Raw genomic sequence first — 25,940 nt, forward strand, 5'->3', positions numbered from 1 at the left:
CTTCTCACTTGGCCTTGTCCAGCGAGGACTGCGCCGCCGAGTTCGCATCGGCGAGCGCGGCGTCGATGTCCGCGTCGGACACGCTGCCGGACTGCAGCTTCGGAAGGGCCTGCACCACGACGTTGGTCAGCGCGAGCTGGGTGTCACCCCATGCACCGGTGAACGGGGTGCCGACGGACTTCGCCGCGGCGTCCAGCAGGGGTGCCAGGCTCGGGTTGTCCTTCTGCACCTGCTCGGCCGCAGCAACCGTGGTGGGCATCTCGCCGAAGGTGGCGAAGTACTCCAGCTGGGCGTCCGGCTCCGTGAGGATGCGGATCAGCTCGAACGCCAGATCCTGGTTCTGGGAGTAGTTGGCCACCACCCAGTTGTCACCAGACAGGATGCTCGCGGCCTCGACGCCGTCGGCGGGACGTGCCGACTCCCCGGGCGGAACCGTGGGCAGCACCGCGTAGGCGTAGCTGTCCTTCACCGCCGAGGCGTCCAGTGCCACCTTCGAGCTGGCCGAGACCATCGGGAGGAATGCCGCCTTGCCGTCCGCGAACGCGGCGACGGCGTTGGAGTTCTTCCATCCGATCGACGCCGGATCCACGGAGCCGTCGCTGTACCAGCCGAAGTAGGTCTCGTAGGCCGCGGCCACGGCCGGGTCATCGATCGTGGCCTTCTTGTCCTTCAGGTCCAGGATCGGGTTGCCCGCCTGCTCGGCCATCCCCCAGATGAACTTCCACGGGTCGTAGCCGTCGGCGTATCCCACGGCCAGGCCGTAGACGCCGTTTCCGGTGAGCTTCTTCGCGTCCGCGGTGAGGTCATCCCACGTGGTCGGCGGTTCGGTGATGCCGGCCGCCTTCAGCAGCTCGGTGTTGTAGGCCATCACGAACGGGCGGCTGGCGAACGGGATGCCCACCTCCTCGGACTCGCTCGGACCGGAGATGCCCAAAAGCGATTCCACGAACTTGTCGCGACCGCCCAGCTTCTCCCATTCGGCGTCGCCGAGCGTGACGAAGGCGCCGGTCGAGAACGCGGTCGGCGTGAAGGTGGTGCCGAGGCCGTAGATGTCCGGCCCCTGACCGCTGAGGACGGAGGTCTGGATCTTCGTCAGCTCGTCGTTCGCGGAGGCAAAGGTCTCGAAGGCAACCTTCGCACCGGTCGCCTCTTCGAACTTGGCGCTGACGGATTCGAACCACGCCTTCTGCTCCTCCGGGTACAGACCATTCGCGCCGACCAGGACGTTGAGGGTCTTGCCGGTGCCGTCGATCTTCGTGGTGCCGGACGAGGCGGCGTCCCCGCTTCCGGACGTGTTCGGATCGCTGGATCCGCTGCAGCCGGTGAGCGCGAGCGAAGCGATCGCGAGACCGGCGATACCGGTCACGGTGTGCCGCAGAACATGCCGTTCTTTCATCGGAACTCTCCCTTGAGTGTGCGAGTGCTGTGCCATCACAGTACGAACATGGCAAGCATGCCGCAAGCGCTTGCCAAACTTTGCCACCGTGTGGTTATGTGTTCGCATGCCCACCGAATCCGCCGGTCAGCGAGGCCCGCGCGCGACTCTCGCCGACGTTGCCGCGGCCGCCGGAGTCAACGCCTCCACCGTGTCTCGCGCGCTCGCAACGCCCGGGCGCGGCAACCCGGAAACACGCGAACGGATCATCCGGATCGCCGAAGAGCTGAACTACACCCCCAGCCCCTCCGGACGCGCCCTCGCCTCGGGACGGACCAGCGCGGTCGCCGTCCTGGTGTCGGATGTCACCAACCCCTTCTACTTCGGGATCATCCGCGGCACCCAGCACGAGCTGCGCACCGCGGGCTACTCGCAGCTGCTGGTGCACACGGAGGAGGACCCCGGCATCGAGGAGAGCACGCTCATGCGGATGCGCGGCTCGTTCGACGGCGCGATCCTGGCCGCGCCGCGTCTGTCGGACGCCCGACTGGCCGAGTTCGCGGCAGAGATCCCGCTGGTCGTGATCAACCGCCCCACCGCCGGCGTCCCGTCGGTGTTCATCGACACTCCGCGCGGATTCGAGCAGTCCATCGAGCACCTGGTCTCCCTCGGACATCGACGCATCTGCTACGCCGCTGGCCCGACGAACAGCTGGGCCAGCGACATCCGCTGGCGTGCGGTGCGTGCCAGCGGGGAACGACTGGGGATCGAGACCATCCGCATCGGTCCTTTCGAGCCCCGCACCCGGTTCGGAGGGGCTGCCGCCGACGCCGCGCTGAACACCGGGGCGACGGCGTGCGTGGCGTTCAACGACCTCCTCGCCATCGGCATGCTGTCCCGATTCGCCGAGCGCGGCGTTCGTGTGCCGGAAGACATGAGCATCGTGGGATGCGACGACATCTTCGGTGCGGATTTCTGCTCCCCGCCGCTCACGACTCTCACCGCTCCGATCGAACGGGCCGGTCGCGTCGCCGTGTCGATGCTCATGGAGATGATCTCCCCCACCGCCCCGCAGGCCCCGGCACGCACCGGCGTCCTGCTGGCCACGCACCTCACCATCCGTTCCTCCACCGGCCCCTACACCCCGACCGAACAACCCACCCCGTCTGGAGCGTCATGACAACGCTGTCCCCGCACCCCGACCGCCTCTTCCCCGCGGACGTCGCCACCCGAGATCTCGCTCGCAGGCTCTATGAGTCGGTCCAGGCGGCGCCGATCCTCTCGCCGCACGGACACGTGGATGCGGCGCTCCTGGCCGACAACAACCCCTTCCCCGATCCCGCGACCCTGTTGATCACCCCCGATCACTACGTGCTTCGACTCCTGCACGCCACCGGCGTCTCCCTCGACGCGCTGGGTCGCGGCCCTGCCCCCGCCGACCCCCGCGAGGTATGGCGAGCGTTCTGCGCGAACTGGGACGTCTTCCTGGCAACGCCCGTGCGCTTCTGGTTCGAGAGCACGTTCGCCGATGTCTTCGGCATCGACCAGCACCCCTCCGCGGCGAACGCCGACGAGCTGTACGACCACATCGACGCGCTGCTGCAAACCGACGCGTACCGTCCGCGCGCGCTGTTCTCCCGGTTCAACATCGAGGTGCTGGCCACCACGGATGACCCCGCGGACGATCTCGAAGCGCACGCCCGACTCGCCGCCGACCCGACATTCGCCGGCCGTGTGCTGCCGACATTCCGGGCCGATCGCTACATGACGCCGACCGCTGCGGATTGGCCTGCGTCGCTGGACCGACTGGCCGCGAGCGCGGGGATCGCGTGCGACACCCACGCCGGACTTCTCGCGGCCCTGCGCGCGCGACGCGAGGCCTTCCGCGCCGCGGGTGGAACGGCCACAGACACCGGGGTCGCCGATGCCGGATCCGAGCCGCTCACCGACGCCGAAGCCGAGCGCATCCACGCTGCCGCGCTGCGGGGTGAGGCAACGGCGGCCGAGGGTGTCGCGTACCGACGCAGCATGCTCTACCGCCTCGCGGAGATGGCGGCCGAGGACGGCCTGGTCATGCAGCTGCACCCGAGCGTGATCCGCAACCACCACGAACCCACGTTGCGCCGCTTCGGGCCCGACACCGGACATGACCTGCCCGACGTGGCGTCGTACACCCGACCGCTGACGCCGATTCTGCGTGACTTCGGCACATCGGAGACGTTCCGCCTGGTGCTGTTCACGGTGGATGAGACCTCGTTCAGTCGGGAGATCGCTCCGCTCGCGGGGTTCTATCCGAGCGTGTATGCGGGCGCACCGTGGTGGTTCATCGACACCCCCGACGCGATCCTGCGCTATCGCCGAGCCATCACCGACAGCGCCGGCTTCACCAAGACCAGCGGTTTCATCGACGACACCCGGGCTTTCTGCTCGATCCCCGCACGTCACGACATGTCGCGTCGCGTGGATTCGCGGTATCTCGCCGAGCTCGTCGTGGAGCACCGACTGGACGAGGAGACCGCCTTCTCCGTGGCGCGCCGACTGGTGGACGACATCCCGCGCACCACCTTCCGCCTGTGACGGGCGGGCGTCACATCACCCGGCCCGCACCGGCGGGCGCGGTAGCCTGAAAATCCACCTTTCACGTCTGGAGCAATTGCGTGCCTGAAACCACTCCTCGTGCCAACATCGGCGTCGTCGGCCTGGCCGTCATGGGATCGAACCTCGCGCGAAACCTCGCCAGCCGCGAGGGGAACACGGTCGCCGTGTTCAACCGCAGCTACGAGAAGACCGCCGACCTCATCGAGACGCACCCGGAGGCCGGTTTCATCCCGGCGAAGGACTACGCCGAGTTCGCCGCGTCCCTGCAGACCCCGCGCACCGCGATCATCATGGTCAAGGCGGGCCGCCCCACCGACGCGGTGATCGAGTCGCTGCTGGAGGTGTTCGAGCCGGGCGACATCATCATCGACGGTGGCAACGCGCTGTTCACCGACACGATCCGTCGCGAGCATGCGGTCCGTGAGACCGGCGTGCACTTCGTGGGCATGGGCGTCTCCGGCGGCGAAGAAGGCGCTCTCAAGGGCCCGTCCCTCATGCCGGGCGGCTCCGACGAGTCCTGGATCACCCTGGGCCCGATCCTCCGCTCCATCGCGGCGGTCGCCGAGGGCGAGCCGTGCGTCACGCACGTGGGGCACGACGGCGCGGGCCACTTCGTGAAGATGGTGCACAACGGCATCGAGTACGCCGACATGCAGCTCATCGCCGAGGCCTACGACCTGATTCGTCGCGGCACCGGCAAGACCCCGGCGGAGATCGCCGACGTGTTCGCGGAGTGGAACACGGGTGAGCTGGAGAGCTACCTGATCGAGATCACGGCCGAGGTGCTGCGCCAGGTCGACGCCGCCACCGGGCAGCCGCTCGTCGATGTGATCGTGGACGAGGCCGGCGCCAAGGGCACCGGTGCCTGGACGGTGCAGACCGCACTGAACCTCGGCACCCCGGTTTCGGGCATCGCGGAGGCGACCTTCGCGCGCTCCCTGTCCTCGCACCGCGAGCAGCGCGACGTCGCGGGCGTGCTGCCGAGCTCGGCAGAGCCGCTGACCATCGATGACGACGCCGCGTTCATCGAGGACGTCCGCCTGGCGCTGTACGCCTCGAAGATCGTGGCGTACTCGCAGGGGTTCGACGAGATCCGCGCGGGTGCCGCCGAGTACGACTGGAACATCGACCTGGGCGAGATCGCCAAGATCTGGCGCGGCGGCTGCATCATCCGCGCGCAGTTCCTGAACCGGATCACCGACGCGTACCGCTCGGGTGAGGACCTGCCGGTTCTGATGACGGCGCCGTACTTCGTGGAGGCCCTGGAGCGCGCTCAGGCGGCCTGGCGCCGTGTCGTGGTGGCGGCAACCCAGTCCGGCATCCCGGCGCCGGCGTTCTCCTCCTCCCTGGCCTACTACGACGGCCTGCGCGCCGAGCGCCTGCCGGCGGCCCTGATCCAGGGCCAGCGCGACTTCTTCGGCGCGCACACCTACCGCCGCACCGACAAGCCCGGCACCTTCCACACTCTGTGGTCCGCCGATCGCTCCGAGGTCGAGGCCGAAGACACGCACTGACCCGGCCCCGCCACGACAGGACCCCGGCGAGTCCGAGAAACCCAAGCAAGTCCGAGAAACCCTGCACCGCAGGGTTTCTCGGACTTGTTTGGGTTTTTCGCGTACTCGATATCCGCGTGAGAACACCCTCATGCGGGAACTCGTGCCATATATACGAGGCCTTGCTAATGTTCCTGACACCCCATCCCACGCATCCACGGAAACACCTATCAAGGGAGATAGCCATGTCCACAGCGGATGTGAATGACCGAATTTCCACAGCGATGCTGGAGGCGATCGTCGGGGGCGAGATGAGGGTGCACCGCTACCTCACCGTCCGCCAGGACCGCGCCGTCTGGCTGATCATCATCGCCATCGCCGTCGTCATCCTGATGGGGCTCATGGCCGCGTGGTTCGCCTACTGCCGTTGGCAGGGCGGCTGGCCGGCGCTCAGCATGCCCAGCTGGACCACCGGCGGGGTCTGGAAACTGTACTGCGCGAACTGATGCGAGGTGATGACGTGGTGGCAGCGGAAACGCGATCCGACCCGATCCTGCACGTGCGAAGCATCGGCAAGAGCTATCGGCGTGCGCCGGTGCTCGTCGACTTCTCCCTCGAGGTCGCCGCCGGTGAGATCCACGGTCTGCTCGGTCCGAACGGATCCGGCAAGACCACCTGCCTCCACGTCATCACCGGACTCATCGCGGCCGATACCGGATCTGTCACGATCGGCGGCATCGGCGTCGCCGACAAGCGCAGTCGGCACAGCTTCGGCTTCGCACCGGATGACCTTCCCCTCCCGGAATCCCTCACGGGTCGCGAGTTTCTGACGTTCCACGATGCGCTCCGTGGCCGCGACGACCGGGACCGAGCCGCGGAGTTCGCCGAACTGCTCGGGCTGGACGAGGCCCTCGATCGGCCGGTGGCGGAGTACTCGCACGGCATGCAGCGGAAGGTCCAGCTCATCGCCGCCACCATGCACGATCCGGACCTTCTGATCCTGGACGAGCCTTTCCGCGGCCTGGATCCCGAGGCCTCCGCCACGCTGCGCACCCTGATCACCGCCTTCGCCGCGTCCGGCCGTGCCGTCCTGATCGCCACGCACGACATGCTCCGCGCCGAGCGCGACTGTGATCGGGTCACGATCCTCTCCACAGGCCAGACCGTCGCCGCCGGTTCTCCACAACAGTTGATCCGCGCGCACACGGGTGCGGTGACATTGGAGAACGTGTTCATGGCGGCCACCGGACGAGCCGAGACCGCGACCCAACGTGCCGCGGCGATGTCCATCGCCTTCCGACAGAAAGAGACCAGCAGATGAGCACCGCCCTCCGCATCATCTCGCACGCCATCGCCGGTGTCGTCATCGGGTTCAGCAGCGTGTTCATCGCGGTGGCCGCCTGCCTGGTGGCCGCCTTCGTCGGCAACACCCGAGTGGTGCTCCCAGGAATTATCGACGCTTGGACCACCACCGAGAACGGTGCCGCGGCCATCAACATCGATCCGAATTTCGCCGGGATGCTCATCGCCGCACTCGTCATCGCGGCGCTGTACACGGCGCTGAGCGCCGCTGCAGTACTGCGGCGAGCACGACGGACACCGGAAGCGCCATGAGCGCGCGCACCGCGACCGGAGCGGTGGCTCGAGCCACCCTCACGCTGTGGCTCCGCGACGTGGCCCGTGTGACGCACTCGTCGACGCGTCAGGTGATCATCGGAGTCACCATCTCCGGAGTTCTGGCCGCCGCCCTCGGCGCAATGCTCGCCCTGATCGCCGCCGGCCAGGTGGTCAGCGATGTGCCGCCAGAGCTGCGCACCTCGATGCTTCGCAGCTCGTTCGGCGGCGGCACCATCACGGCAGCCGCGATCGCCGTGGCCGTGGGAGCTTCCGCCCCACCGCGAACAGCGCTGCAGAATCTGATGGATCTGCTGCCCGTGAGCAGGGCGCAGGCGAGGCTCGGTCAGCTGATCCCCACGTTCGCCATCAGTCTGGCCTACACCGTTGCGCTCTCGACCAGCGGCGGACTCGTGCTCGTCCGACTCAACCCTGAGCCCGCCATGCGAGTGGCCGCGATAGCGCTGTACGGAGTGATGCTCGTCACCGCCCTGGTGCTCTCCACCGCCCTCATGGCGCTGCTGTACAGCGCAGCGGGCGCCCTGCGACTGCCCCATCAGTACAGCATCGCGATCGCGGGTGCCCTCACCCTGGGTGCCGCGATGGCCGCCTCCATTCCCGACATCTTCGCCACGCAGCCAGCGGATCGAACCCTGCGAGACCCACTGGATCTCCTTCCGCATCGTGCCTTCGCGAGCCTCGCCGACGGATTCGCTTTCTTCGATGCTGTGCTTCCCGCACTGTGGGTCGTCGCCGCCGGCGGGCTGATGTGGGCAGCATCGCGCACCCGGACGGTCGCCGCGGCATCGAAGCGCCCGGCACTGCCCCGTGGCACCCGGCCGCCGATGCTGACGCCGTTCTGGGGACATGTCTGGACGGAATCGCTCATCGCCATGCGCAGCCCGCAGTTTCTGACAGTAACCCTGCTCGCACCGGTTGCGATGGCGGGGCTCTGGGCCGCTGCGCGGCACCCTGTCGTGGCGATGCTCGCGCCGTCACTGTCCGCCGCGATCGTGGTGCTGCCGTTCATGCTCGCTCTCTACGCGGTGGGACGCACCGCCCCGTTCGGATGGATCGCCCGTGCCGCAGGGGCGGGAGCGGGGGCCCACCTCGGCGCACGGCTGGTCGCCTCCCTCGCAGTGCCGGCCCTGCTGGCCGTGCCGCTCACGATCATCGCGGCAGCGGCGGGCCTGTTGCCGCTCGAGAACATCGCGACCACTGCACTGCGGTGCCTTCTCGCAACCGTGGCTGCGCTGGTGGCCGGCTCACTGGTTCCCTACAGCGAGCAGCAGCCGCTGTCGGCCACCGCCGGCGGGTTCGTTCTGGCCGTGATGTACCTCCTGGTCTCACTGGGCATCACCTGGGTGTCCACCGATGTCCTCCCCGGTGCGGAGCTCGGCCTCACGCTCGCCGCCATCGCCCTGTTCGCCGGAGGGTATGTGTTGCTCGCGGACCGCGGCCGGGGGATCCATGAGCTGCGTGCGTCGTGACCACGTCCTGACCGCCGGAGTGCAACACGTCGATGGACAGCTGGTCCATGCGGGTTGGGGAGTCCGCTTCCCCGACGAGACTGCGCTCGCGAGAGATCTGGGGCTTGTCTCGACTGTCATCCGAGTGAGGTTCGGTTCGTGGTGGCTCCGGCTGCCGCCCTGGTGGCATGCCGCCGCCCGCCCGCTTCCCGCAGGCTGCGCTCAAGCCGTGCTGGCGTCGATGGCGCACAATGCGTCCGGTATGGCACCGCTGCTGGTGCTCGCCGTCACAGCCGCGGTGGTCGGGAGCCTCACCTCGGCCACCGCATTGCTCGCCCTGGGAACGGTGGCTCTGGTGTGCCTCGGCTCTGTGCTGATCCACGAGGCAGGACACGTCGCCGCGTTGCGCATTCTCCTCCCCCGCGATACGCCGGGGATCCTCGTCGTCCGCGGTCTGTCCTGCCGTCTCGTGCGACCCAGCGGAGGCAGCGCCCGTGACGTGGCGATCGTGGCCGCCGGGGCCGCAGCGCCGATGGTGGTCGCCGTGATGCTCCTGCCGGCCGTCGCGCTCGCTCCGCTCCTCGTCGCCTTCGCCGTGATGGTGGCGCTCGCTCATGCCGCCGCGCTCCTCATCCCCGTCGGCGATGGTGCCGCGCTGCGTTCCGCGATGCGCGCCGGGCGCAGATCAGAGCCAATCGTGACGCTTGAAGACCGCATAGAGCCCGGCGCCGACGCCCACCATGAGCAGGAGCGCCGCCGGATATCCCCACGGGAAGGCGAGCTCCGGCATCGTGTGGAAGTTCATGCCGTAGATGCCGGCGATGAGCGACGGGGCGAACCCGATGGCGGCCCACGATGAGATCTTCTTCACCTGATCGTTCTGCCGGATGGAGAACTCCGTCATCTTCGCCATCTCGACGTTGCTCTGCTCGCCCACGAGCGTCGCATGAACCGACAGCGCGTTGTCGAGGGTCTGCCGGAACCCCACCACCCGACCATGCGCGTGCTGCGCGTGATCCGACGACGACCGGAAGGCCGAGCGCAGGAACGCCGCCTCCTCCGGCACGGAGTCCCCGAGATCGTCGAGCATCTCGGGGACGGGAGACGAAGCGTGCTGCAGGCGGATGAGTTCGCGCTGCAGCGCGAAGATGCGCCGCGAAACATCGGTCGCGTCCGCCGCGAACAACTGCTCCTCGATCTCGTCGATGTCCTGCTCCACGCCCTCGATCACCGGAGCGCTGCCCGCGAGCACCGTCTCGCAGATTCCCCACGTGATCCCGTAGGGCCCCGCGCCGGCGGCAACGGGATGGGCGGCGAGGAAGTCCCGGGCGGCGCTGACGTCCACCCAGTCCGCACCGCGAAGAGTCACCACGCTGGCGGGGCCGATGACGATGGCCAGGCTGGACAGTTCCACCTCTTCGGTGTCGTCCAGGTATCGCGCCGGCAGCAGGACGAGCACGGTGGCCGACTTGGTGTGCTCCAGCTTCGCCCGTTTATGCGCCTGTCGCAGGGTCGCAGGAATCACCTCGTGCCATCCGAGGGCGGAGGCGACGTCCGTCAGCGCATCCTCGTCATCGAGGAGCAGATCGGCCCAGACGACCCCCTTGCCCGCGCTGGCAGCCGCAAGGGCGTCAGCGTAGTCGTCCGCGGCCTGGGCCACACCGTCAATGTAGGTCTGCACGTCGAGCATGGGCACACCCTACGCGCCCTCGACGGAGCGAATCGAAGGGTGGGGGTGCCCGCCGGCGCCCCCACCCTTCGATTCAGCGCGTGATGTCGCGCACCACGCCGTTCTCCAGCCGCAGCCGCCGCGTGGCGCGGCGGGCGACGGCGGAGTCGTGCGTCACGACCACGAGGGTGAGCCCGTCGCCGTGCAGGCGCTGCAGCACGTCGAGGATCTCGTCACGCATGCTCTCGTCAAGGTTCCCCGTGGGCTCGTCGGCCAGCAGCACGCGCGGGCTTTTCACGATCGCCCGCGCGATGGCCACACGCTGCTGCTGACCGCCGGACAGTTCGCTCGGCCGGTGATCCGCCCGCTCGGCGAGACCCACATGCTCCAGTGCCTCGCGCACCCGCTGCTCGCGCTCCGCCGACGGCAGGTGCAGGGGCTCGAGCGCCATGTCGACGTTCTCGTGGGCGGTGAGGGTGGGGATCAGATTGAAGGCTTGAAACACGAAGCCGATCTCCTGGGCCCGCACCTCGGTCAGTCGTCGATTGTTGGCGCGAGCGACCTCCGCTTCTCCGATGCGCACCTCGCCGGTGGTCGGACGATCCAGCGCTCCCAGGATCTGCAGGAAGGTGGACTTGCCGCCTCCGGTCGGCCCCTGGATGGTGACGAACTCCCCCGCGGCGATCTCCAGATTCGTGCTGCGCAGCGCCGTGATCTCGCGCTCCTTCTGACGGTAAGTCCGGCTCACATCGGTGAGGCGGAACATCGGGCGCGGAAGCTCGACCGCGGTGTCCGAGGTGGTGGTCTGGGTCATGGTCATGATGTGCTCCTGAAGAAGTGACGGTCAGTTGACGGCGCGGAGCGCCTCGGACGGGCTGAGACGGGCGGCACGCCATCCGCCGAAGACTCCGGCGACCAGGCCGCCGAGGACGGCGACACCCACGGCCGCGAGAATCACCCACAGCGTGATCGGTGCGGACAGCGTGATCTCCGAGGCCGTCTGCGCGGCACCCGGAAATCCGCCCCCGCCACCGGGGAAGCCGCCCTGGCCGCCGGGGCCGCCCATGCCGGTCGTGGTCGCCGGTGCGGAGGAGATCGTGGGCGAGATCACGTTGATCGTGATGATGGCTGCCAGGCCGAGAACGATGCCGATCGCCCCGCCGATCAGACCCTGCACCAGGGATTCGCCCGCGACCTGCGACACCACGCGAGCATCGGACCAGCCGATGGCCTTCAACGTGCCGAACTCACGCGTGCGGCGGGTGACGCCGCTCACGGTCAGCAGGACCGCCAGCAGCAGCGCGACGGCGAGGACCAGGATCGACAGCCAGAGACCGAGGTTGGTGATGAGCGACGTCGCGCTGGAGAGCGATCCGCTCACCGTCTCCGCGAGGTCGGACTGGGAGTTGACGGTGGCGTCCGGGAGTGCGGCCGCGAGCGCGGTCTGCACCGTGCTGATCTCGCTCGCAGAGGCTGCCTGCACGTAGACGGTGGAGACCACGTCGCCGGCTTCGGAGAGAGTCTGAGCGGTGGTGAGCGGCAGAAAGACGTCGGCGGCCGTCTCGGCCTCCGAGGAACCCGAGGCGACGATGCCGACGACCTCGACGTCGGTGCCGCCGACATCGATCGTGCTGCCGACGGTGATCTCGTTCGACGTCGCGTAGGTGGCATCGACCACGGCGACGTTCGCGTCATTGTCGTCCGTGGTGAGCAGTCGGCCATCGAACAGGGTCACGGAGGACAGCGGGCCCACGGTCGTCGCCGCAGGGTCCACACCGAGGACGCTGAAGCTGTCGACACCGAAGCTGCTGCCGCCGGCGCCGTCCGGACCACCCTGCGGCGGCGTTCCACCCTGGGGCGCCTGACCCGCGCCGGCATCGCCGCCGGTGGTGCCGTCGCCCTGGTTCTGCTGCATCTGCGAGAAGTCGGGAAGCTCACCGCTGAACGTGGTGTTGGTGAGGCTCAGGGTGCCGGTCGCTGCGGCCACTCCGTCAGTGTCCGCGACCGTCGTGACGGTGGACGCGTCGAGCGTCCCCCGCATCATGTCCGTCATCAGTCGTGACGAGCTGAGGGAGGTGGTTCCGTCAGCCGTCTCCCCCGCGCCGGAACCGAAGTCGAACCGCTGTCCGCGCTGGCCCTCGCCGGGCTGCGCGGCGGCACCCGTGACCGTGAGGTCGGTGCCCACGCCGTAGACGCTGGACAGCGCCTGCGCCTGTGCTTGGCTCACGCCTCCAGACAGGGCATTGACGACCATCACCAGCGCGATCGCGACGGCGAGTCCGATCGCGACGATGACGCTCTGCTTCTTGCGCCCACTGAGTTCGCGGCGCAGGTACGTGAAGTACATCGTTCTCCATCTCTGCTTCTGCGCCTGCTGTGATCCGGCGCCCTTCGACGCTAGGGATCCCTCTCATGCGTTCCGCCAGCGCCCGTTATGAGAGACCTATGGATGTCGTTCGTCCCACTCACAGCGAGGACATAGGCTGCTCCACAGGAATCGCATAGGTTGGCGCGCAGAATACCCACATGGCACACACGACTTCCGCACTCACCCGGCCCGACGGCTCACCGGTCCGCGTCGCCGTCGTCGACGACGAACAGATGCTCACCGACCTGCTCTCCATGGCGCTTCGCATGGAGGGTTGGGACGTCAAGACGGCCGCATCCGGCCTCGAGGCACTCACGCTCGCTCGCGATTTCACCCCGGACGCCATGGTGCTCGACATCATGATGCCGGACCTCGACGGCATGGGCGTGCTGCAGCGCCTGCGCCAGTCCGGCAACGAGGTGCCGGTGCTGTTCCTCACCGCGAAGGACGCGGTCGGCGATCGCGTCGCGGGTCTCACCGCGGGCGGCGACGACTACGTCACCAAGCCGTTCAGCCTCGAAGAGGTGGTCGCGCGGCTCCGGGCGCTGATGCGTCGCGCCGGCACCGCGCTGTCTGCCGAGGCCGAACCGATCCTCCGCGTGGCGGATCTTTCTCTCAACGAGGACAGCCACGAGGTCATGCGCGGCGACGACGAGATCGAGCTGACGGCGACGGAGTTCGAGCTGCTGCGCTTCCTGATGCGCAACCAGCGCCGCGTCGTCTCCAAGGCGCAGATCCTCGATCGCGTGTGGAACTACGACTTCGGCGGCCGCTCCAGCGTGGTGGAGCTGTACATCTCCTACCTGCGCAAGAAGATCGACGCGGGCAAGGAACCCCTCATCCACACCGTTCGCGGCGTGGGCTACATGGTCAAGGCACCGCAGTGAGCACGACCGACGCGGCACAGCCGCGGGCCACGGCGCCGCGTCGGCACTGGACTCTCCAGACGAGGCTGATGGCCACCGTGCTGAGCATCGTCTCGGTGCTGCTCATCCTCGTCGCCATCGTCGTCAGTGTCGTGCTCCGCGCCACGCTCGACCAGCAGCTCAGCGACCGGGTGAAGAGCACCTCGGATCGCACCTCCGGCCAGATCGCCAGCGCGATCTTCCAGGGATACACCGACCCCGCCCAGATTCTCGCCGGCGTGCACGCCCAACCGGGCACCCTCCTGATCCTTCCCGACCCCGACGGATCCTCGTACAACGGTGCCGTGGTCGGCGAGGAGAGCATCACCACGCTGGATCCTGAGGCCGTCACCAGCGGTATCCGCGATGCCGTCGCTCGCCTGATGTCCTCGGATCGCCCGCAGCCACGCAGCACCGTCGACGTCCACATCGACGGTGGGGGCAGCTATCGCGTCACCGCGATCCTCATCCCCAGCGCACAGGTCAGCGGTCTCATCGGCCTATCGGTCTCCAGCGTCGACGAGCAGGTCACGATCCTGCTGTGGGCCGTGGCGATCGTCACGATCGGCGGGCTCATCATCCTCGCTCTCGCCACCGTGCTCGTGATCCGCTCCGGGCTGCGGCCGCTGCGCGAGGTGGTGGCCACCGCCGAGCAGGTGGCCCATCTGAAGCTGGACGAGGGTCGCGTCGCGATCACCGATCGCGTGGCCCCGGAATCCGTCGACGATCACACGGAGGTCGGCCGCGTGGGTGCCGCGCTGAACACGATGCTCGACCACGTCGACGCGTCGCTCCAGGCCCGTGCACGCAATGAGGAGCTGATGCGACGGTTCGTCGCCGACGCCAGCCACGAGCTGCGTACCCCGCTCGCCTCCATCCGCGGCTACTCGGAGCTGTCGCTGCGCTCAGCCGAGAATCCCGAGACGACCACGGCGGCGCTGGAGCGGATCCAAGCGCAGTCGGTGCGGATGACCACCCTCGTCGAGGACCTGCTCCTGCTGGCCCGACTCGACGAGGGTCAGGAGCTCGTCGTCGGTGAGGTGGACCTCACGCCGCTGGTGATCGATGCCGTCTCGGATGCCCGAGCCGCCGGCCGCGATCACGTCTGGAGCGTCGACGTGGAAGGGGAGTCGGTGATGGTGAGGGGCGACGCGGGACGCATCGCCCAGGTCATCACCAACCTCCTGGCAAATGCGCGAACGCACACGCCGGAGGGCACGGCCGTCGCACTCGGCCTGCGCCGCGAGGGACATGAGGCGGTGATCACCGTGCACGACAACGGCCCCGGTATCGATCCGGCGGTGCGCGATGAGCTGTTCGAGCGCTTCGCCCGGGCCGACCGCTCCCGCGCACGCAAGACCGGCGGCACCGGGTTGGGGCTGTCGATCGCCCGAGCCATCGCCGATGCGCATCATGGTTCGCTGTCGGTCGCGAGTGAGCCGGGCGACACCACGTTCACGCTGCGTCTGCCGCTGGTTCCCGTCACCGGCACCAGCGTCGCTCCTCCGGCTTCGCTCGCCGACTGACCCGCGCCACCGTCCCCCGCGTCAGCAACGCTCCACCGGCCCCTGCGTTAGCAACGCTCCGCCGTCCCCTGTGTCGGCAACGCTCCACCGCCCCCCGCCAATCCCGCGTGCCGTCCCCGCGATGGATTCGATCCGCCACGATGCGTTCGCGATCGCTCTCTCGCGGCCCCGATTCGGCGCCGGTGGATCCCGCGAGACTTCCGTCTGTGGGTGAGAATCACCGCAACGCGACGTTTGTCGCCCACAGACGGAAGTTTCGCGATGGGTGGCGGGGCGGATTGGGCAGCGGCCCCCTTGCGGCGGCGGACCCGTCGCGCGGGGGGCACCGGCGCTGCGGCGCATCGGCACTGCGGCGCACCGGCGCCACGGCGCACTGCCCGCGGAGGCGGGCGCACGGGGGCCGGTAGGATCGAGGGGGCGCGGGGACACCGCGCCGCAGAGAAAGGACAATCGTGCTGCGCACGCATGACGCGGGAACCCTCCGCGCTGAGCACATCGGACAGACCGTCACCCTTGCGGGTTGGGTTGCCCGTCGCCGCGATCACGGCGGAGTCGCCTTCCTGGATCTGCGCGATCGTTCGGGCATCGCCCAGATCGTGGTCCACGACGAGTCGGTGTTCTCGCCGCTGCGCAATGAGTTCGTCATCTCCGTCACCGGAACCGTGTCTCGTCGCCCCGAGGGCAACGAGAACGCCGATCTGCCCACGGGCGAGATCGAGATCAGCGCCGACGAGCTGACGGTGCTCAACACGTCCGCTCCGCTGCCGTTCCAGCTGGACGACCACGCGGAGATCGGCGAGGAGACCCGCCTCAAGCACCGCTACATCGACCTGCGCCGCGCGAAGCCGGCCGCCAACCTGCGCCTGCGCTCCGAGGCGAACCGCGTCGCTCGCGACTTCCTCTACGAGAACGGCTTCCTTGAGGTCGAGACCCCCACGATGACCCGCTCGACGCCCGAGGGCGCGCGCGACTTCATCGTGCCGGCGCGACTGGCTCCGGGCAAGTGGTACGCGCTGCCGCAGTCGCCGCAGCTGTTCAAGCAGCTGCTGCAGGTGGGCGGCGTGGAGAAGTACTTCCAGCTCGCCCGCTGCTACCGCGACGAGGACTTCCGCGCCGACCGCCAGCCGGAGTTCACGCAGCTGGACATCGAGGCCTCGTTCGTGGAGCAGGACGACATCATCGCGCTGGGCGAGGAGATCGTGAAGCGCCTGTGGGCGCTCATCGGCGTCTCCATCGACACCCCGATCGAGCGCATCACGTACCACGAGGCGATGCGCCTCTACGGTTCGGACAAGCCCGACCTGCGCTTCGGTCTGCCTCTCGTGGAGCTCAAGGACTTCTTCAAGGACACCGAGTTCCGCGTCTTCCAGTCGCCGTACGTCGGCGCCGTCGTGATGCCCGGCGGCGCATCCCAGGCACGTCGTCAGCTGGACGGCTGGCAGGAGTGGGCCAAGCAGCGCGGCGGCAAGGGCCTCGCGTACGTGCTGGTCCAGGAGGACGGAACGCTCACGGGCCCCGTCGCGAAGAACCTCACCGAGTGGGAGTCGGCGAACATCGTCGAGGCCGTCGGTGCCGCCCCCGGTGACTGCATCTTCTTCGGTGCGGGCGAGGCGAAGCCCACCCGCGCGCTCCTCGGTGCCGCCCGTGTCGAGATCGGTCACCGCACCGGCCTCATCAAGGACGGCGACTGGGCGTTCGTGTGGGTCGTCGACGCGCCGATGTTCGAGCCCGCCGCTGACGCTGTCGCCTCCGGTGACGTGGCCGTCGGTGCCGGCTCCTGGACGGCGGTGCACCACGCGTTCACCTCTCCCAAGCCGGAGTTCTACGACACCTTCGACACCGACCCGGGTTCCGCGCTCGCGTACGCATACGACATCGTGTGCAACGGCAACGAGATCGGCGGTGGATCTATCCGTATCCACGACCGCGAGCTGCAGGAGCGTGTCTTCACGATCATGGGCGTGACCGAGCAACAGGCCACCGAGCAGTTCGGCTTCCTGCTCGAAGGTTTCAAGTACGGCGCTCCCCCGCACGGCGGCATCGCGTTCGGCTGGGACCGCGTGGTTTCGCTGCTGGCCGGTGAGGACTCGATCCGCGAGGTCATCGCGTTCCCGAAGACCGGCGGCGGCTACGACCCGCTGACCGCTGCCCCGGCCCCGATCACCGAGCTGCAGCGCAAGGAAGCTGGCGTCGACGCCAAGCCGGACGAGGCGAAGGCCGACAAGGCCGCAGCCGAAGCCTGATTCCGCAGTCACGACGAAGGCCGGGTCCCTCAGGGGCCCGGCCTTCGTCGTGCACGGGCGCTGCGCGGCGGTGGGGCCGGCTGCATCCAGCCACCACGGTCATCGCCGCTGGACGCCTCACGCGCCGACGCCTGTCGGCCGTCGGAGGCCGGTGCCACCGAGATAGGACAATGACCTCAGGTGAGGCCCGTCACCCGCACTCGGCCCTACGCGGACGACAATCCCCTACGTTCACGACGCACGCCGCGCGCCGGCACCACCCAGGCCACGCACCCGGTGTCCGGCACCAGGCACGACACCAAAGTAGGACGACGACGCCAAGCGAGGGCGCTCGTGAGCACCGGGCCCTTGGCAGACTGCACTCTCCTACCTTCACGACGCGCGACCCACGCTGCTCCGACCACACCGACCAGGCCTGCGCGCGGCGCTTGCCACCGCAGGACACCGAAATAGGACAATGACGCCGGATGAGGCCTGTCACCACCACTCGGCCCTACGCCGACGACAATCCCCTACCCTCACGACGCGCGACCCACGCTGCTCCGACCACACCGACCAGGCCTGCGCGCGCGGCGCTTGGCACCATGCACGGCACCGAAATAGGACAATGGCGCCAGATGAGGCCCGTCACCACCACTCGGCCCTACGCCGACGACAATCCCCTACCCTCACGACGCACGCCACACCACGCTCAGCCCGCACCGCCCCAGCCACGCACCAGGCACCGCACGGCACGGCACGGCACGCACGGCACCGAAGTAGGACAATGACGTCAGGTGAGGATCGTCACGAGCACTTGGCCCTACGCAGACGGCACGCTCCTACCCTCACGCCACTCGACGACGGCGGGAAGGGTTGCACACGCGGCTCGGGGATCGGAGGCGGACGGAATTCAGTACCCGGCGAAGGCGTCGGTGCGGACGGAGCGAGCGTCCGAGAGCGCCGGCGCCAGCTCCGCGATCAGCCGCGGCGGACCCGAGATCATCGCGTGGCGCAAGCCCAGGTCGCTGACCAACGCCGGCAGAGACGCCGCGGTGAGCCGTTCGGTCACCGTCTCCCACCCCGCCGGAACCGTGCCTGTCGACGCATCGCGCGCCACCACGATCACCCGCGCACCTGTCGCCGCGAGCTCCTCCGCATAGGCGAGCTCGCTGACCGATGAAACCACGTACAGCAGCACCGCATCGCGCCGAGGCTCACTGCGCAGCTGCGACACGAAGGGGGTGACGCCGATGCCCGCCGCCACGAGCAGCACGGGTGTATCACCTGCGGGCAGCGTGAAGTCACCGTGCACGCCCGTGGTCGCGACGCGTGCTCCCGCATCGAGAGCGCCCAGCGTCCGCTTGAACGACGACTGCCGACCGTCCGGAACGCGGTACGCGATGCGCACGTCCTCCCCCGGCAGGGAGACGATGCTGAACTCCCGCCGCGTGCCGCGCGCGTCCGAACGACGATGCGGCACCTCCAACTCCAGGTACTGACCCGGAACGAAGGAGATCGGTGTGCTCGGGTGCAGCACGACCTCCTCGATGGACGGCGTGACGCGTCGTCGGGAGGCAAAGGTGAGCCGCACGCCGCGACGAGCGCGGAACGCCAGGGCGAAAGCCAGCAGGTTTCCGACCAGGATCGCCACTTCGGGGAACATCACGAACGATCCGAGCGCGAACGGCCACCCGGCGAGCGCGCCCGCGACGACCGCCACGATGATCTGATCGCGACGTCGAGACGGCAGGGTCAGCGGCTCCGTGATCATGAAGAGCCCCGCGAACAGGACGGGCGAGGATGCCACGGCGGTCCAGATGATCTGACTGGGCGTCTGTGCGAGCCCGAACTGCGCGGCCGTGATGAGGCCGCGGACCGACCCCACCACGATCGCCACGACGATGAAGAGCAGAGCGATGCGCAGCTTCTCCGCCCGCCACACGACGATGAGCCCCAGCACGAGTACCGCGATGGCCAACTGCGGAGTCCCGACCCACCACATCGACGACCCGAGTCCCGTGACGGTGACGAGGGCTGCACCGAACGCCGCCGGGTTCAGCAGATGCCGCCCCCACGGCGCGAGGACGAACTTTGACGCACTGGCCGCCGCGCCCGCCAGAGCGAGCACCGCGAGCCCCGCCGGATCGGTAGTGGGAAACAGCACGAACAGCAGGATCAGGGCGGTGATGGCACCGGATTCCAGCCGCAGCGGCCGACGGATGATCGCATGACCGATGACATCGACGACACCGACCGACACCAGCAGCACGAGCGCCGACAGCGCCAGGGAGGCGGGGGTCGCCACCACGCGGCCGGTGAAGGAGACCGCGAAGGCGATGGCCGTGAGCAGGATCAGGGCGAGCAGGACGAGGCGGTACATACCGACCCGTCCCAGCACCGCGAGGATCCGCGTGCGGACGGAGGCGAGGAGTGCTCTCATGGGGGCTCCTGAAGGATCAGCGGAAGAGTTCGATGTTCGCGTCGGTGAGCTGGTATTCGGCGCGCCCGTCGGAGAGCACGCGGATCCACTGTGCGCCCCACGCCTGAGCCAGCTCCGGCCCGCCGTCGAAGAAGAGCGCGGTGGCAAGCGCGTCGGCGTGCATGGCGTCCGGCAGGAAGGCCCAGGTCGCCACCACGACATCGACGGGGAGTCCGGTTCGGCCGTCCAGCACGTGATGAAGGCCGTCACCCCATGCGCGCCGGTTGGTCGCGGAGGCACACACCGCGCCGGTCGTCAGGGACGCGACACCGATCGCCCGAGTGGGATCGTACGGATGCTCCAGCGCGATGCGCACGGGTTCGCCCGCGCAGTCCAGACGGACGTCGCCGGACGCGTCGACCACCACAGCCCCCGACAGCCGGGAACGGAGGAGGTCGAACACGCGGTCCGCCAGGCGCCCCTTGCCGAGCGCACCGACGTCGATCACCGCGGGCGCGGACAGGACGAGGTCGTCGTGCCAGCGCAGGGTGTCGCGCCACGACGGCGCCGGCGCAGGCGCACCGGACGCCACGGGCCGCGCGCCGTACCCGAGCGCTTCCAGCGATCCACCGATCAGCGGTGTCACCGCGTCGTCGGTCGCGTCAGCGAGTTCCCGATACACGTCGAGCATCGCCGCCGTGTCGACGGGAGCCGGTGCTTGTCCGCCGCTCGCCAGCGACGACACCAGCGAATCTGCGCGGAACCGCGACCACTCCCGATCGAACGCGTCGATCAGGCCCAGCACGTCACCGCGCAACTCCGCAGGGACATCCTGCTCGGTGTGGACGGTCCACGTCGTGCCGATCGCGTCGAATCGCCACGACGCGTCCGCGCTCATGCTGCGGCTTCCGCCTCGATGGCGTCGACCGCCTGCATGAAGCCGCCGCTGGTCAGCGACGATCCGGAGACGACGGTGACGTTGAGCTCGTCGATCTTCTTGCCCACGACCTCATCGGAGATGCCGCTGATGAACAGGCCCTGGTACTGAGCGCTCTCGGCACCGTCGGTGGTTCCCGTCACGTCGACGGACTCGATGGTCCCATCGGCGGTGATCGTCATGCTGACGTGCACCTTCTCGATGTTTCCCCGCGGGTTGGAGTAGCTGCCGTCGCCCTCGTAGGTTCCGGCGACATAGGCACCGGTCGCGGAATCGCTGTTCCCGGAGTCAGTGGTCGCGGCCGCCGTGGGCTCGGTCGTGGTCGAGGTACTCGTCGACGTGTCGCTGGTGGTCGCCGTGTCGGCTTCGGCTGCGCCTGCGGAGCAGCCGGCGAGCAGCGCGATGCCGGCGACCGACGCCAGCGTGGCGGCGGTGCGGACAGGTCGGTTCAGGTGGAGCGGGGTACGGGCCATGGGGTCCTCCTCAGGTCTTCTCCCTCAGATTAGGGATCGGAGCACTCCGCTCCCCCTGAACGACCTATGCGTCTGCTGTGTTTCTCAGGCCGCGCCGTCGAACATGCTGGTGACGGAACCGTCTTCGAAGACCTCCTGGATGGCGCGCGCGAGCAGCGGCGCGATCGGGAGGATGGTCAGTCCCGGGAAGACCTTGTCCGCGGGCAACGGCACGGTGTCGGTGACGACGACCTCGTCGATCGCCTCACTCTGCAGGCGCTCGACGGCGGGGTGGGAGAAGATCGCGTGGGTGGCCGCGACGATGACGCGCTCGGCACCGTTGGCCTTCAGAGCCTCGGCCGCCTTCTGGATGGTGCCACCGGTGTCGATCATGTCGTCCACCAGCAGGCAGACGCGGCCGTCCACCGAACCGACGATCTCGTGCACCGAGACCTGGTTGGCCACCTTCGGGTCGCGACGCTTGTGGATGATCGCGAGCGGCGCGTTGAGGCTGTCGGACCAGGTGTCGGCCACGCGCACACGACCCATGTCGGGCGAGACAATGGTGAGCTTGTCGCGGTCGGCTGCCGACAGCGTGCGCTCGAAGTAGTCCAGCAGCACGGGCTTGGCGAACAGGTGGTCGACGGGACCGTCGAAGAAGCCCTGGATCTGGGCGGCGTGCAGGTCCACCGACATCACGCGGTCGGCACCGGCGGTGGCCATGAGGTCGGAGACGAGGCGGGCGCTGATCGGCTCGCGACCGCGACCCTTCTTGTCCTGACGCGAGTAGGGGTAGTACGGAGCGACCACGGTGATGCGCTTGGCCGAAGCACGCTTGAGGGCATCCAGCATGATCAACAGTTCCATGATCTGCTTGTTGACCGCGCCCTCGAAGGACTGCACCACGAAGACGTCGCAGCCACGCACCGAGACCTCGAAGCGCGTGTAGAGCTCACCCGACGCGAAGGTGCGATGCTCGGTTGGGGCCAGCTCCGTGCCGAGCTGGGTGGCGACCTGCGCGGCGAGCTCGGGGTGCGAGCTTCCGGAGACGACCACCAGACGCTTCTTGGTCTTTACCTCGAGACCGGGCGCGATGTCGTTTTCGCGATCGAGATTAACGGTCTTCTTCTTGCCCTTGCCTGCCATCTGCAGCCTTCTGTGCGTTTCGGGCGTCCTCGGCTGCCGCCGCGGCACGGGTGCCCTGCCTGTTCTTCTCGACCCAGCCCTCAACGTTGCGCTGCGGCGCGACACTCAGGGCCAGCGCGCCCGCGGGGACATCCTTGCGGATGACCGCCCCAGCTCCGGTCTTCGCGCCTGCTCCAATCGTAACGGGCGCGACGAACACGTTGTGCGAGCCGGTGTGGACTTCATCGCCGATCACCGTGCGGTGCTTGGTGATGTCGTCGTAGTTGGCCGTGATCGCGCCGGCGCCGAGGTTGACGCCGGTGCCGATCGTCGTATCGCCCACGTACGACAGGTGCGGCACCTTCGATCCGGCACCGATCTGCGAGTTCTTGATCTCCACGAAGGTGCCGATCTTGCCGTCTTCCGCGAGCGTGGCACCGGGACGAAGGTACGACCACGGCCCCACGGTGGCGCGATCGCCGATGACGGCGAGCGTCGCATCGGTGCGCTTGACGACGGCGTCCTCGCCCACCTCGCAGTCGACCAGCGTGGTGTCGGGGCCGATGGTGGCGCCCTCGGCGATGGAGGTGGCACCGAGCAGGTACGTGTTCGGCAGGATCGTGACGTCCTGCGCCAGCGAGACCTCATCGTCGATCCAGGTGGTCGCCGGATCCATGATGGTCACGCCATCGCGCTGCCAGCGGCGCACGATTCGCGCGTTGAGGATGCGCGCGACGTCGCTCAGCTGCGCACGGTCGTTCACGCCGAACGTGACGCGAGGGTCGCCCGCGACCTCCGCCGAGATGCGCTCGTTCGCTTCCCGCAGCATGCCGATGACGCTGGTGAGGTACTTCTCGTTCTGCGCGTTGTCGGTGCCGATGCTCGGCAGGGTGCGTCGCAGGGCCGCGGCCGAGAACACGTAGACGCCGGCGTTGGTCTCGGTGACGGCGGCTTCCTCCGGGGAGGCGTCCTTCTGCTCGACGATGCGGGACACGGAACCGTCCACGTCACGAATCACGCGGCCGTAGCCGGTGGGGTCATCGAGAATCGCCGTCAGCAGCGTGGCGGCGGCGTGGGTGGCGCGGTGCGCCTCGACGAGTTCGCGCATGGTGTCGGCCTCAAGCAGCGGGACATCCCCCGAGAGCACGAGCACATCACCGTCGAAGCCCGCGGGCAGAGCGTCCACGGCGACCTCGACCGCGCGGCCAGTGCCCGGGATCTCGTCCTGGTCGACAACCGTGACGCTCGGGAAGAGGTCGGCGAGGTGGGCGACGATGCGATCGCGCTCGTGACGCACGACTACCTCGACGTGCTCCGCCGCGAGCTTCTCCGCGTTGACCACGACGTGGGCCAGCAGGGAGCGTCCGCCGATCTCGTGGAGCACCTTGGGCGTCCGCGAGCGCATCCGCGTCCCCTGCCCTGCCGCGAGGATGACGATGGCGAGATTGTTCTCCGACATGCTCCGCCGCCAGGACTCGAACCTAGACCTCACAGCTCCAAAGGCTGTCGTGCTGCCATTACACCACGGCGGATCCGCGACGTACGTCGCGGGTCCAGTCTGCCATGCGCGGCGACCTCCGACTGCGCATGGCTGGCCCATAATGGACGGATGACGGGCAGCACAGACGAGGTGGATCGCATCGTCGACGCCTGGCTCGGCCAGCGCCCGGATCTCGATTTCTCTCCGCTTTCCGTGCTCTCGCGGGTCGATCGACTCTCCAAGCATCTGGATCGCGCACGGCGGGAGGCGTTCCGTCGCAGCGACCTGGAACCCTGGGAGTGGGATGTGCTGTCTGCCCTGCGGCGCGCGGGCGAGCCGTTCCAGCTCAGTCCGAAGCAGCTGCTGCAGCAGACCCTCGTGTCGTCCGGAACGATGACCAACCGGATCGACCGGCTCGTGGGCCGTCGCCTGGTGCGTCGCGAGGCCGATCCCGGAGACGGTCGCAGTGTGCTGGTGACGCTCACCGACGACGGACGCATCCGCGTCGACGCCGCGATCACTCGGCTCGTCGACGCGGAGGCTCACATCCTGTCGGTGCTCACACGTGCTGACCGAGAACGACTGGCGACTCTGCTTCGGAAGCTGAATCTGGAGTTCGACTCGGAGTGACGCCCTGGGCGGCGCGCCGACGTTCCCGCACGCGCGACACCAGATCGACGCCGAGTCCGAGCACGAGCGACAGGACGATCCCGACCCCTGCGGCCAGCAGCGGCGAGTGGCCGAACCAGGTGGCGGCGAGCACCGACAGCAGCAGGCACATCGCCGACCACAGCACCGCGCCGACAATGCTGATCGGCAGGAAACGACGGTACGGAAGTCGTGTGGCTCCGGCGGTCATGTTCACGGCGACGCGCCCGATCGGGATGTAGCGGGCCGTCAGGATCAGCAGTGCCGGGCGTGCCGCCATGCGCGCACTCGCCCAGGTCAGTGCCGCCTGAACCCGCGGGCGACGCATCCACGCCCACCGATCGGTCCCGCACGCGCGTCCGATCGCGTAGGCGATCGAGTCGCCAGCGGCGGCACCGATCGCGGCGGCGAGGAGCACTCCGGCGAGGAAGAGCGGGTTGCCGCCCGAGGCGAGACCGAGGGTGACGGCGGCGATCACGGCCGTCTCGCTGGGCACCGGCGGGAAGAAGCCGTCGAGCAGGCAGAACACGAGCACCGCGAGTGGCACCCAGGGAGCGGTGCCGACGGCGGTGAGGATCTCGACGAAGTTCATGATTCCACGCTAGGAATCGCGGCCCGCGTGCACGTCCGACCAGGGTAGGTGCACACCCCCTACTGGAGGATGATTCCTCCCGTAGGTGGGAGGATGGGACGATGCCCATGCCCTCTCCCCTGCCCGTCCGAGACGGCGTCGGAGCCACCCGACTGCATGTGCCGATGACCGGTCCGTGGTCGACGATCGCCGACCACATGGTGGAGCGGTTCGGGCATCTGGATCCGGAGGGGCTGTATGCACGGTTCGATCGCGGTGAGATCGTCGCCGCGGACGGCTCCGCGGTGTCGCGCACCGCGCCGCTGGGCTCCCACGAGTTCGTCTGGTACTACCGGGAGCCTCCCGTGGAGAAGGAGATCCCCTTCGCCGTGGACATCCTGCACGTCGACGACGACCTGGTCGTCGTCGACAAGCCCCACTTCCTGCCGACCACGCCGGGCGGCAAGTACCTGCAGAACTCCGCGCTGGTGCGCCTGCGAAACGCGTTGGACAATCCCGAGCTCACCCCGATCCACCGGCTCGACCGGGCCACCGCGGGGCTGCTGATGTTCTCCGCACGCCCGGCAACGCGCGGTGCGTATCAGCTGCTGTTCGAGAACCGCGTGGTGCGCAAGACGTACGAGGCCGTGTCACGATTGACCGGCGCGGCACCCGAGTTGCCGCTCACCTATCGCAACCGCATCGACAAGCTGCGCGGCAATGTGTGCGTGCAGGTGGATCCCGATGCGGAACCGAACTCCGAGACCCTCATCGAACTCATCGCGTCCGGCGAGAGTCGGGGTACCGATGCGGGAACCCGGGTGATTCATACGCTGCTGCACCCGCACACCGGGCGGATGCATCAGCTGCGCGTGCATCTGGCGGCTCTCGGCATCGGCATCATGAACGACGGCTTCTACCCCGTGCTGCTGCCCGAAGTTCCCGACGACTTCTCACGGCCGCTACAGCTGTTGGCGCGCGAACTGCGCTTCACCGACCCCCTGAGCGGCGACGAGCGCGTGTTCCGCACTCGTCGCACGCTTCAGGAGGCGCCGCTCAGCTGAGC

The 25,940-nt window shown here is 68.6% G+C and carries 22 protein-coding genes and 1 tRNA gene; 12 read left to right on the plus strand and 11 right to left on the minus strand.

Annotated elements, in window-relative coordinates; translation table 11 throughout:
* Nucleotides 1–4: 4 nt before the first annotated feature.
* Nucleotides 5–1,396: a sugar ABC transporter substrate-binding protein gene (locus ABTV68_RS14555; RefSeq protein ID WP_433674427.1), complete on the minus strand. Its 1,392-nt coding sequence runs from the start codon at nt 1,394–1,396 to the stop codon at nt 5–7.
* 106 nt (nt 1,397–1,502) lie between these two features.
* Between ABTV68_RS14555 and ABTV68_RS14560 the strand changes: the two genes are divergently transcribed.
* The 7 genes from ABTV68_RS14560 to ABTV68_RS14590 all read left to right on the plus strand — a co-directional run bounded on the left by ABTV68_RS14560 (nt 1,503) and on the right by ABTV68_RS14590 (nt 8,570).
* Nucleotides 1,503–2,555: a LacI family DNA-binding transcriptional regulator gene (locus ABTV68_RS14560; RefSeq protein WP_433674428.1), complete on the plus strand. Its 1,053-nt coding sequence runs from the start codon at nt 1,503–1,505 to the stop codon at nt 2,553–2,555.
* On the plus strand, nt 2,552–3,952 hold the full coding sequence (gene uxaC / locus ABTV68_RS14565) for a glucuronate isomerase (protein WP_433674429.1): 1,401 nt from the start codon (nt 2,552–2,554) through the stop codon (nt 3,950–3,952). Before ABTV68_RS14560 ends, uxaC begins: the two co-directional genes overlap by 4 nt.
* A gap of 131 nt (nt 3,953–4,083) precedes the next feature.
* Complete coding sequence (gene gndA, locus ABTV68_RS14570; RefSeq protein ID WP_433677621.1) at nt 4,084–5,487, plus strand: NADP-dependent phosphogluconate dehydrogenase; 1,404 nt, start codon at nt 4,084–4,086, stop codon at nt 5,485–5,487.
* A gap of 224 nt (nt 5,488–5,711) precedes the next feature.
* Entirely contained in the window at nt 5,712–5,972 is a 261-nt protein-coding gene (locus ABTV68_RS14575; protein ID WP_433674430.1) for a hypothetical protein, read from the plus strand.
* A 14-nt stretch (nt 5,973–5,986) separates the two neighbouring features.
* Nucleotides 5,987–6,787, plus strand: coding sequence for an ABC transporter ATP-binding protein (locus tag ABTV68_RS14580; protein WP_433674431.1), 801 nt, complete (start codon nt 5,987–5,989; stop codon nt 6,785–6,787).
* Nucleotides 6,784–7,080, plus strand: a complete 297-nt coding sequence (locus tag ABTV68_RS14585; RefSeq protein WP_433674432.1) for a hypothetical protein — start codon at nt 6,784–6,786, stop codon at nt 7,078–7,080. The genes ABTV68_RS14580 and ABTV68_RS14585 overlap by 4 nt, the downstream gene beginning before the upstream one ends.
* Nucleotides 7,077–8,570, plus strand: coding sequence for a hypothetical protein (locus ABTV68_RS14590; RefSeq protein WP_433674433.1), 1,494 nt, complete (start codon nt 7,077–7,079; stop codon nt 8,568–8,570). Before ABTV68_RS14585 ends, ABTV68_RS14590 begins: the two co-directional genes overlap by 4 nt.
* Nucleotides 8,571–9,234: 664 nt before the next feature.
* Here the strand turns inward: ABTV68_RS14590 and ABTV68_RS14595 are convergent.
* From ABTV68_RS14595 to ABTV68_RS14605, 3 genes are all read right to left on the minus strand, one after another.
* Nucleotides 9,235–10,239, minus strand: coding sequence for a magnesium and cobalt transport protein CorA (locus tag ABTV68_RS14595; RefSeq protein ID WP_433674434.1), 1,005 nt, complete (start codon nt 10,237–10,239; stop codon nt 9,235–9,237).
* Between the two features lie 73 nt (nt 10,240–10,312).
* Nucleotides 10,313–11,038 carry an ABC transporter ATP-binding protein gene (locus ABTV68_RS14600; RefSeq protein WP_433674435.1) on the minus strand — a complete coding sequence of 242 codons (726 nt, stop codon included), beginning with the start codon at nt 11,036–11,038 and terminating at the stop codon, nt 10,313–10,315.
* A gap of 24 nt (nt 11,039–11,062) precedes the next feature.
* On the minus strand, nt 11,063–12,565 hold the full coding sequence (locus tag ABTV68_RS14605) for an ABC transporter permease (protein ID WP_433674436.1): 1,503 nt from the start codon (nt 12,563–12,565) through the stop codon (nt 11,063–11,065).
* Nucleotides 12,566–12,744: 179 nt separating this feature from the next.
* Between ABTV68_RS14605 and ABTV68_RS14610 the strand changes: the two genes are divergently transcribed.
* The 3 genes from ABTV68_RS14610 (at nt 12,745) to aspS (ending at nt 17,260) form a co-directional block, all read left to right on the plus strand.
* A complete protein-coding gene (locus tag ABTV68_RS14610; protein WP_433674437.1) occupies nt 12,745–13,473 on the plus strand; it encodes a response regulator transcription factor in 729 nt (242 codons plus the stop codon).
* Nucleotides 13,470–15,017 (plus strand): sensor histidine kinase, encoded by a 1,548-nt coding sequence (locus ABTV68_RS14615; RefSeq protein ID WP_433674438.1) that lies wholly within the window; start codon nt 13,470–13,472, stop codon nt 15,015–15,017. Before ABTV68_RS14610 ends, ABTV68_RS14615 begins: the two co-directional genes overlap by 4 nt.
* Nucleotides 15,018–15,469: 452 nt before the next feature.
* Nucleotides 15,470–17,260 carry an aspartate--tRNA ligase gene (aspS, locus tag ABTV68_RS14620; RefSeq protein ID WP_433674439.1) on the plus strand — a complete coding sequence of 597 codons (1,791 nt, stop codon included), beginning with the start codon at nt 15,470–15,472 and terminating at the stop codon, nt 17,258–17,260.
* Nucleotides 17,261–18,152: 892 nt separating this feature from the next.
* On the opposite strand, the gene ABTV68_RS14625 is transcribed toward aspS, so the two are convergent.
* The 6 genes from ABTV68_RS14625 to ABTV68_RS14650 form a co-directional block, all read right to left on the minus strand.
* Entirely contained in the window at nt 18,153–19,682 is a 1,530-nt protein-coding gene (locus ABTV68_RS14625) for a ferredoxin--NADP reductase (RefSeq protein WP_433674440.1), read from the minus strand.
* A gap of 16 nt (nt 19,683–19,698) precedes the next feature.
* Nucleotides 19,699–20,559: an FAD:protein FMN transferase gene (locus ABTV68_RS14630; RefSeq protein ID WP_433674441.1), complete on the minus strand. Its 861-nt coding sequence runs from the start codon at nt 20,557–20,559 to the stop codon at nt 19,699–19,701.
* Entirely contained in the window at nt 20,556–21,071 is a 516-nt protein-coding gene (locus ABTV68_RS14635; RefSeq protein WP_433674442.1) for an FMN-binding protein, read from the minus strand. The genes ABTV68_RS14630 and ABTV68_RS14635 overlap by 4 nt, the downstream gene beginning before the upstream one ends.
* Nucleotides 21,072–21,155: 84 nt before the next feature.
* Nucleotides 21,156–22,196: a ribose-phosphate diphosphokinase gene (locus ABTV68_RS14640; protein WP_433674443.1), complete on the minus strand. Its 1,041-nt coding sequence runs from the start codon at nt 22,194–22,196 to the stop codon at nt 21,156–21,158.
* Nucleotides 22,165–23,634, minus strand: a complete 1,470-nt coding sequence (glmU, locus tag ABTV68_RS14645) for a bifunctional UDP-N-acetylglucosamine diphosphorylase/glucosamine-1-phosphate N-acetyltransferase GlmU (protein WP_433674444.1) — start codon at nt 23,632–23,634, stop codon at nt 22,165–22,167. The genes ABTV68_RS14640 and glmU overlap by 32 nt, the downstream gene beginning before the upstream one ends.
* Before the next feature lies 1 nt (nt 23,635).
* A tRNA-Gln gene (locus ABTV68_RS14650) sits at nt 23,636–23,707 on the minus strand.
* A 77-nt stretch (nt 23,708–23,784) separates the two neighbouring features.
* Here ABTV68_RS14650 and ABTV68_RS14655 point away from each other — a divergent pair.
* Nucleotides 23,785–24,285 carry a MarR family winged helix-turn-helix transcriptional regulator gene (locus ABTV68_RS14655; RefSeq protein WP_231092316.1) on the plus strand — a complete coding sequence of 167 codons (501 nt, stop codon included), beginning with the start codon at nt 23,785–23,787 and terminating at the stop codon, nt 24,283–24,285.
* Here the strand turns inward: ABTV68_RS14655 and ABTV68_RS14660 are convergent.
* Entirely contained in the window at nt 24,215–24,895 is a 681-nt protein-coding gene (locus tag ABTV68_RS14660; protein WP_433674445.1) for a DedA family protein, read from the minus strand. The genes ABTV68_RS14655 and ABTV68_RS14660 overlap by 71 nt on opposite strands.
* A 101-nt stretch (nt 24,896–24,996) precedes the next feature.
* Here ABTV68_RS14660 and ABTV68_RS14665 point away from each other — a divergent pair, with 101 nt between their 5' ends.
* Nucleotides 24,997–25,938 carry a pseudouridine synthase gene (locus ABTV68_RS14665; RefSeq protein WP_433674446.1) on the plus strand — a complete coding sequence of 314 codons (942 nt, stop codon included), beginning with the start codon at nt 24,997–24,999 and terminating at the stop codon, nt 25,936–25,938.
* Nucleotides 25,939–25,940: the final 2 nt, after the last annotated feature.

The organism is Microbacterium gorillae, assembly GCF_050990725.1.
GTDB classification, from domain to species: domain Bacteria; phylum Actinomycetota; class Actinomycetes; order Actinomycetales; family Microbacteriaceae; genus Microbacterium; species Microbacterium gorillae_A.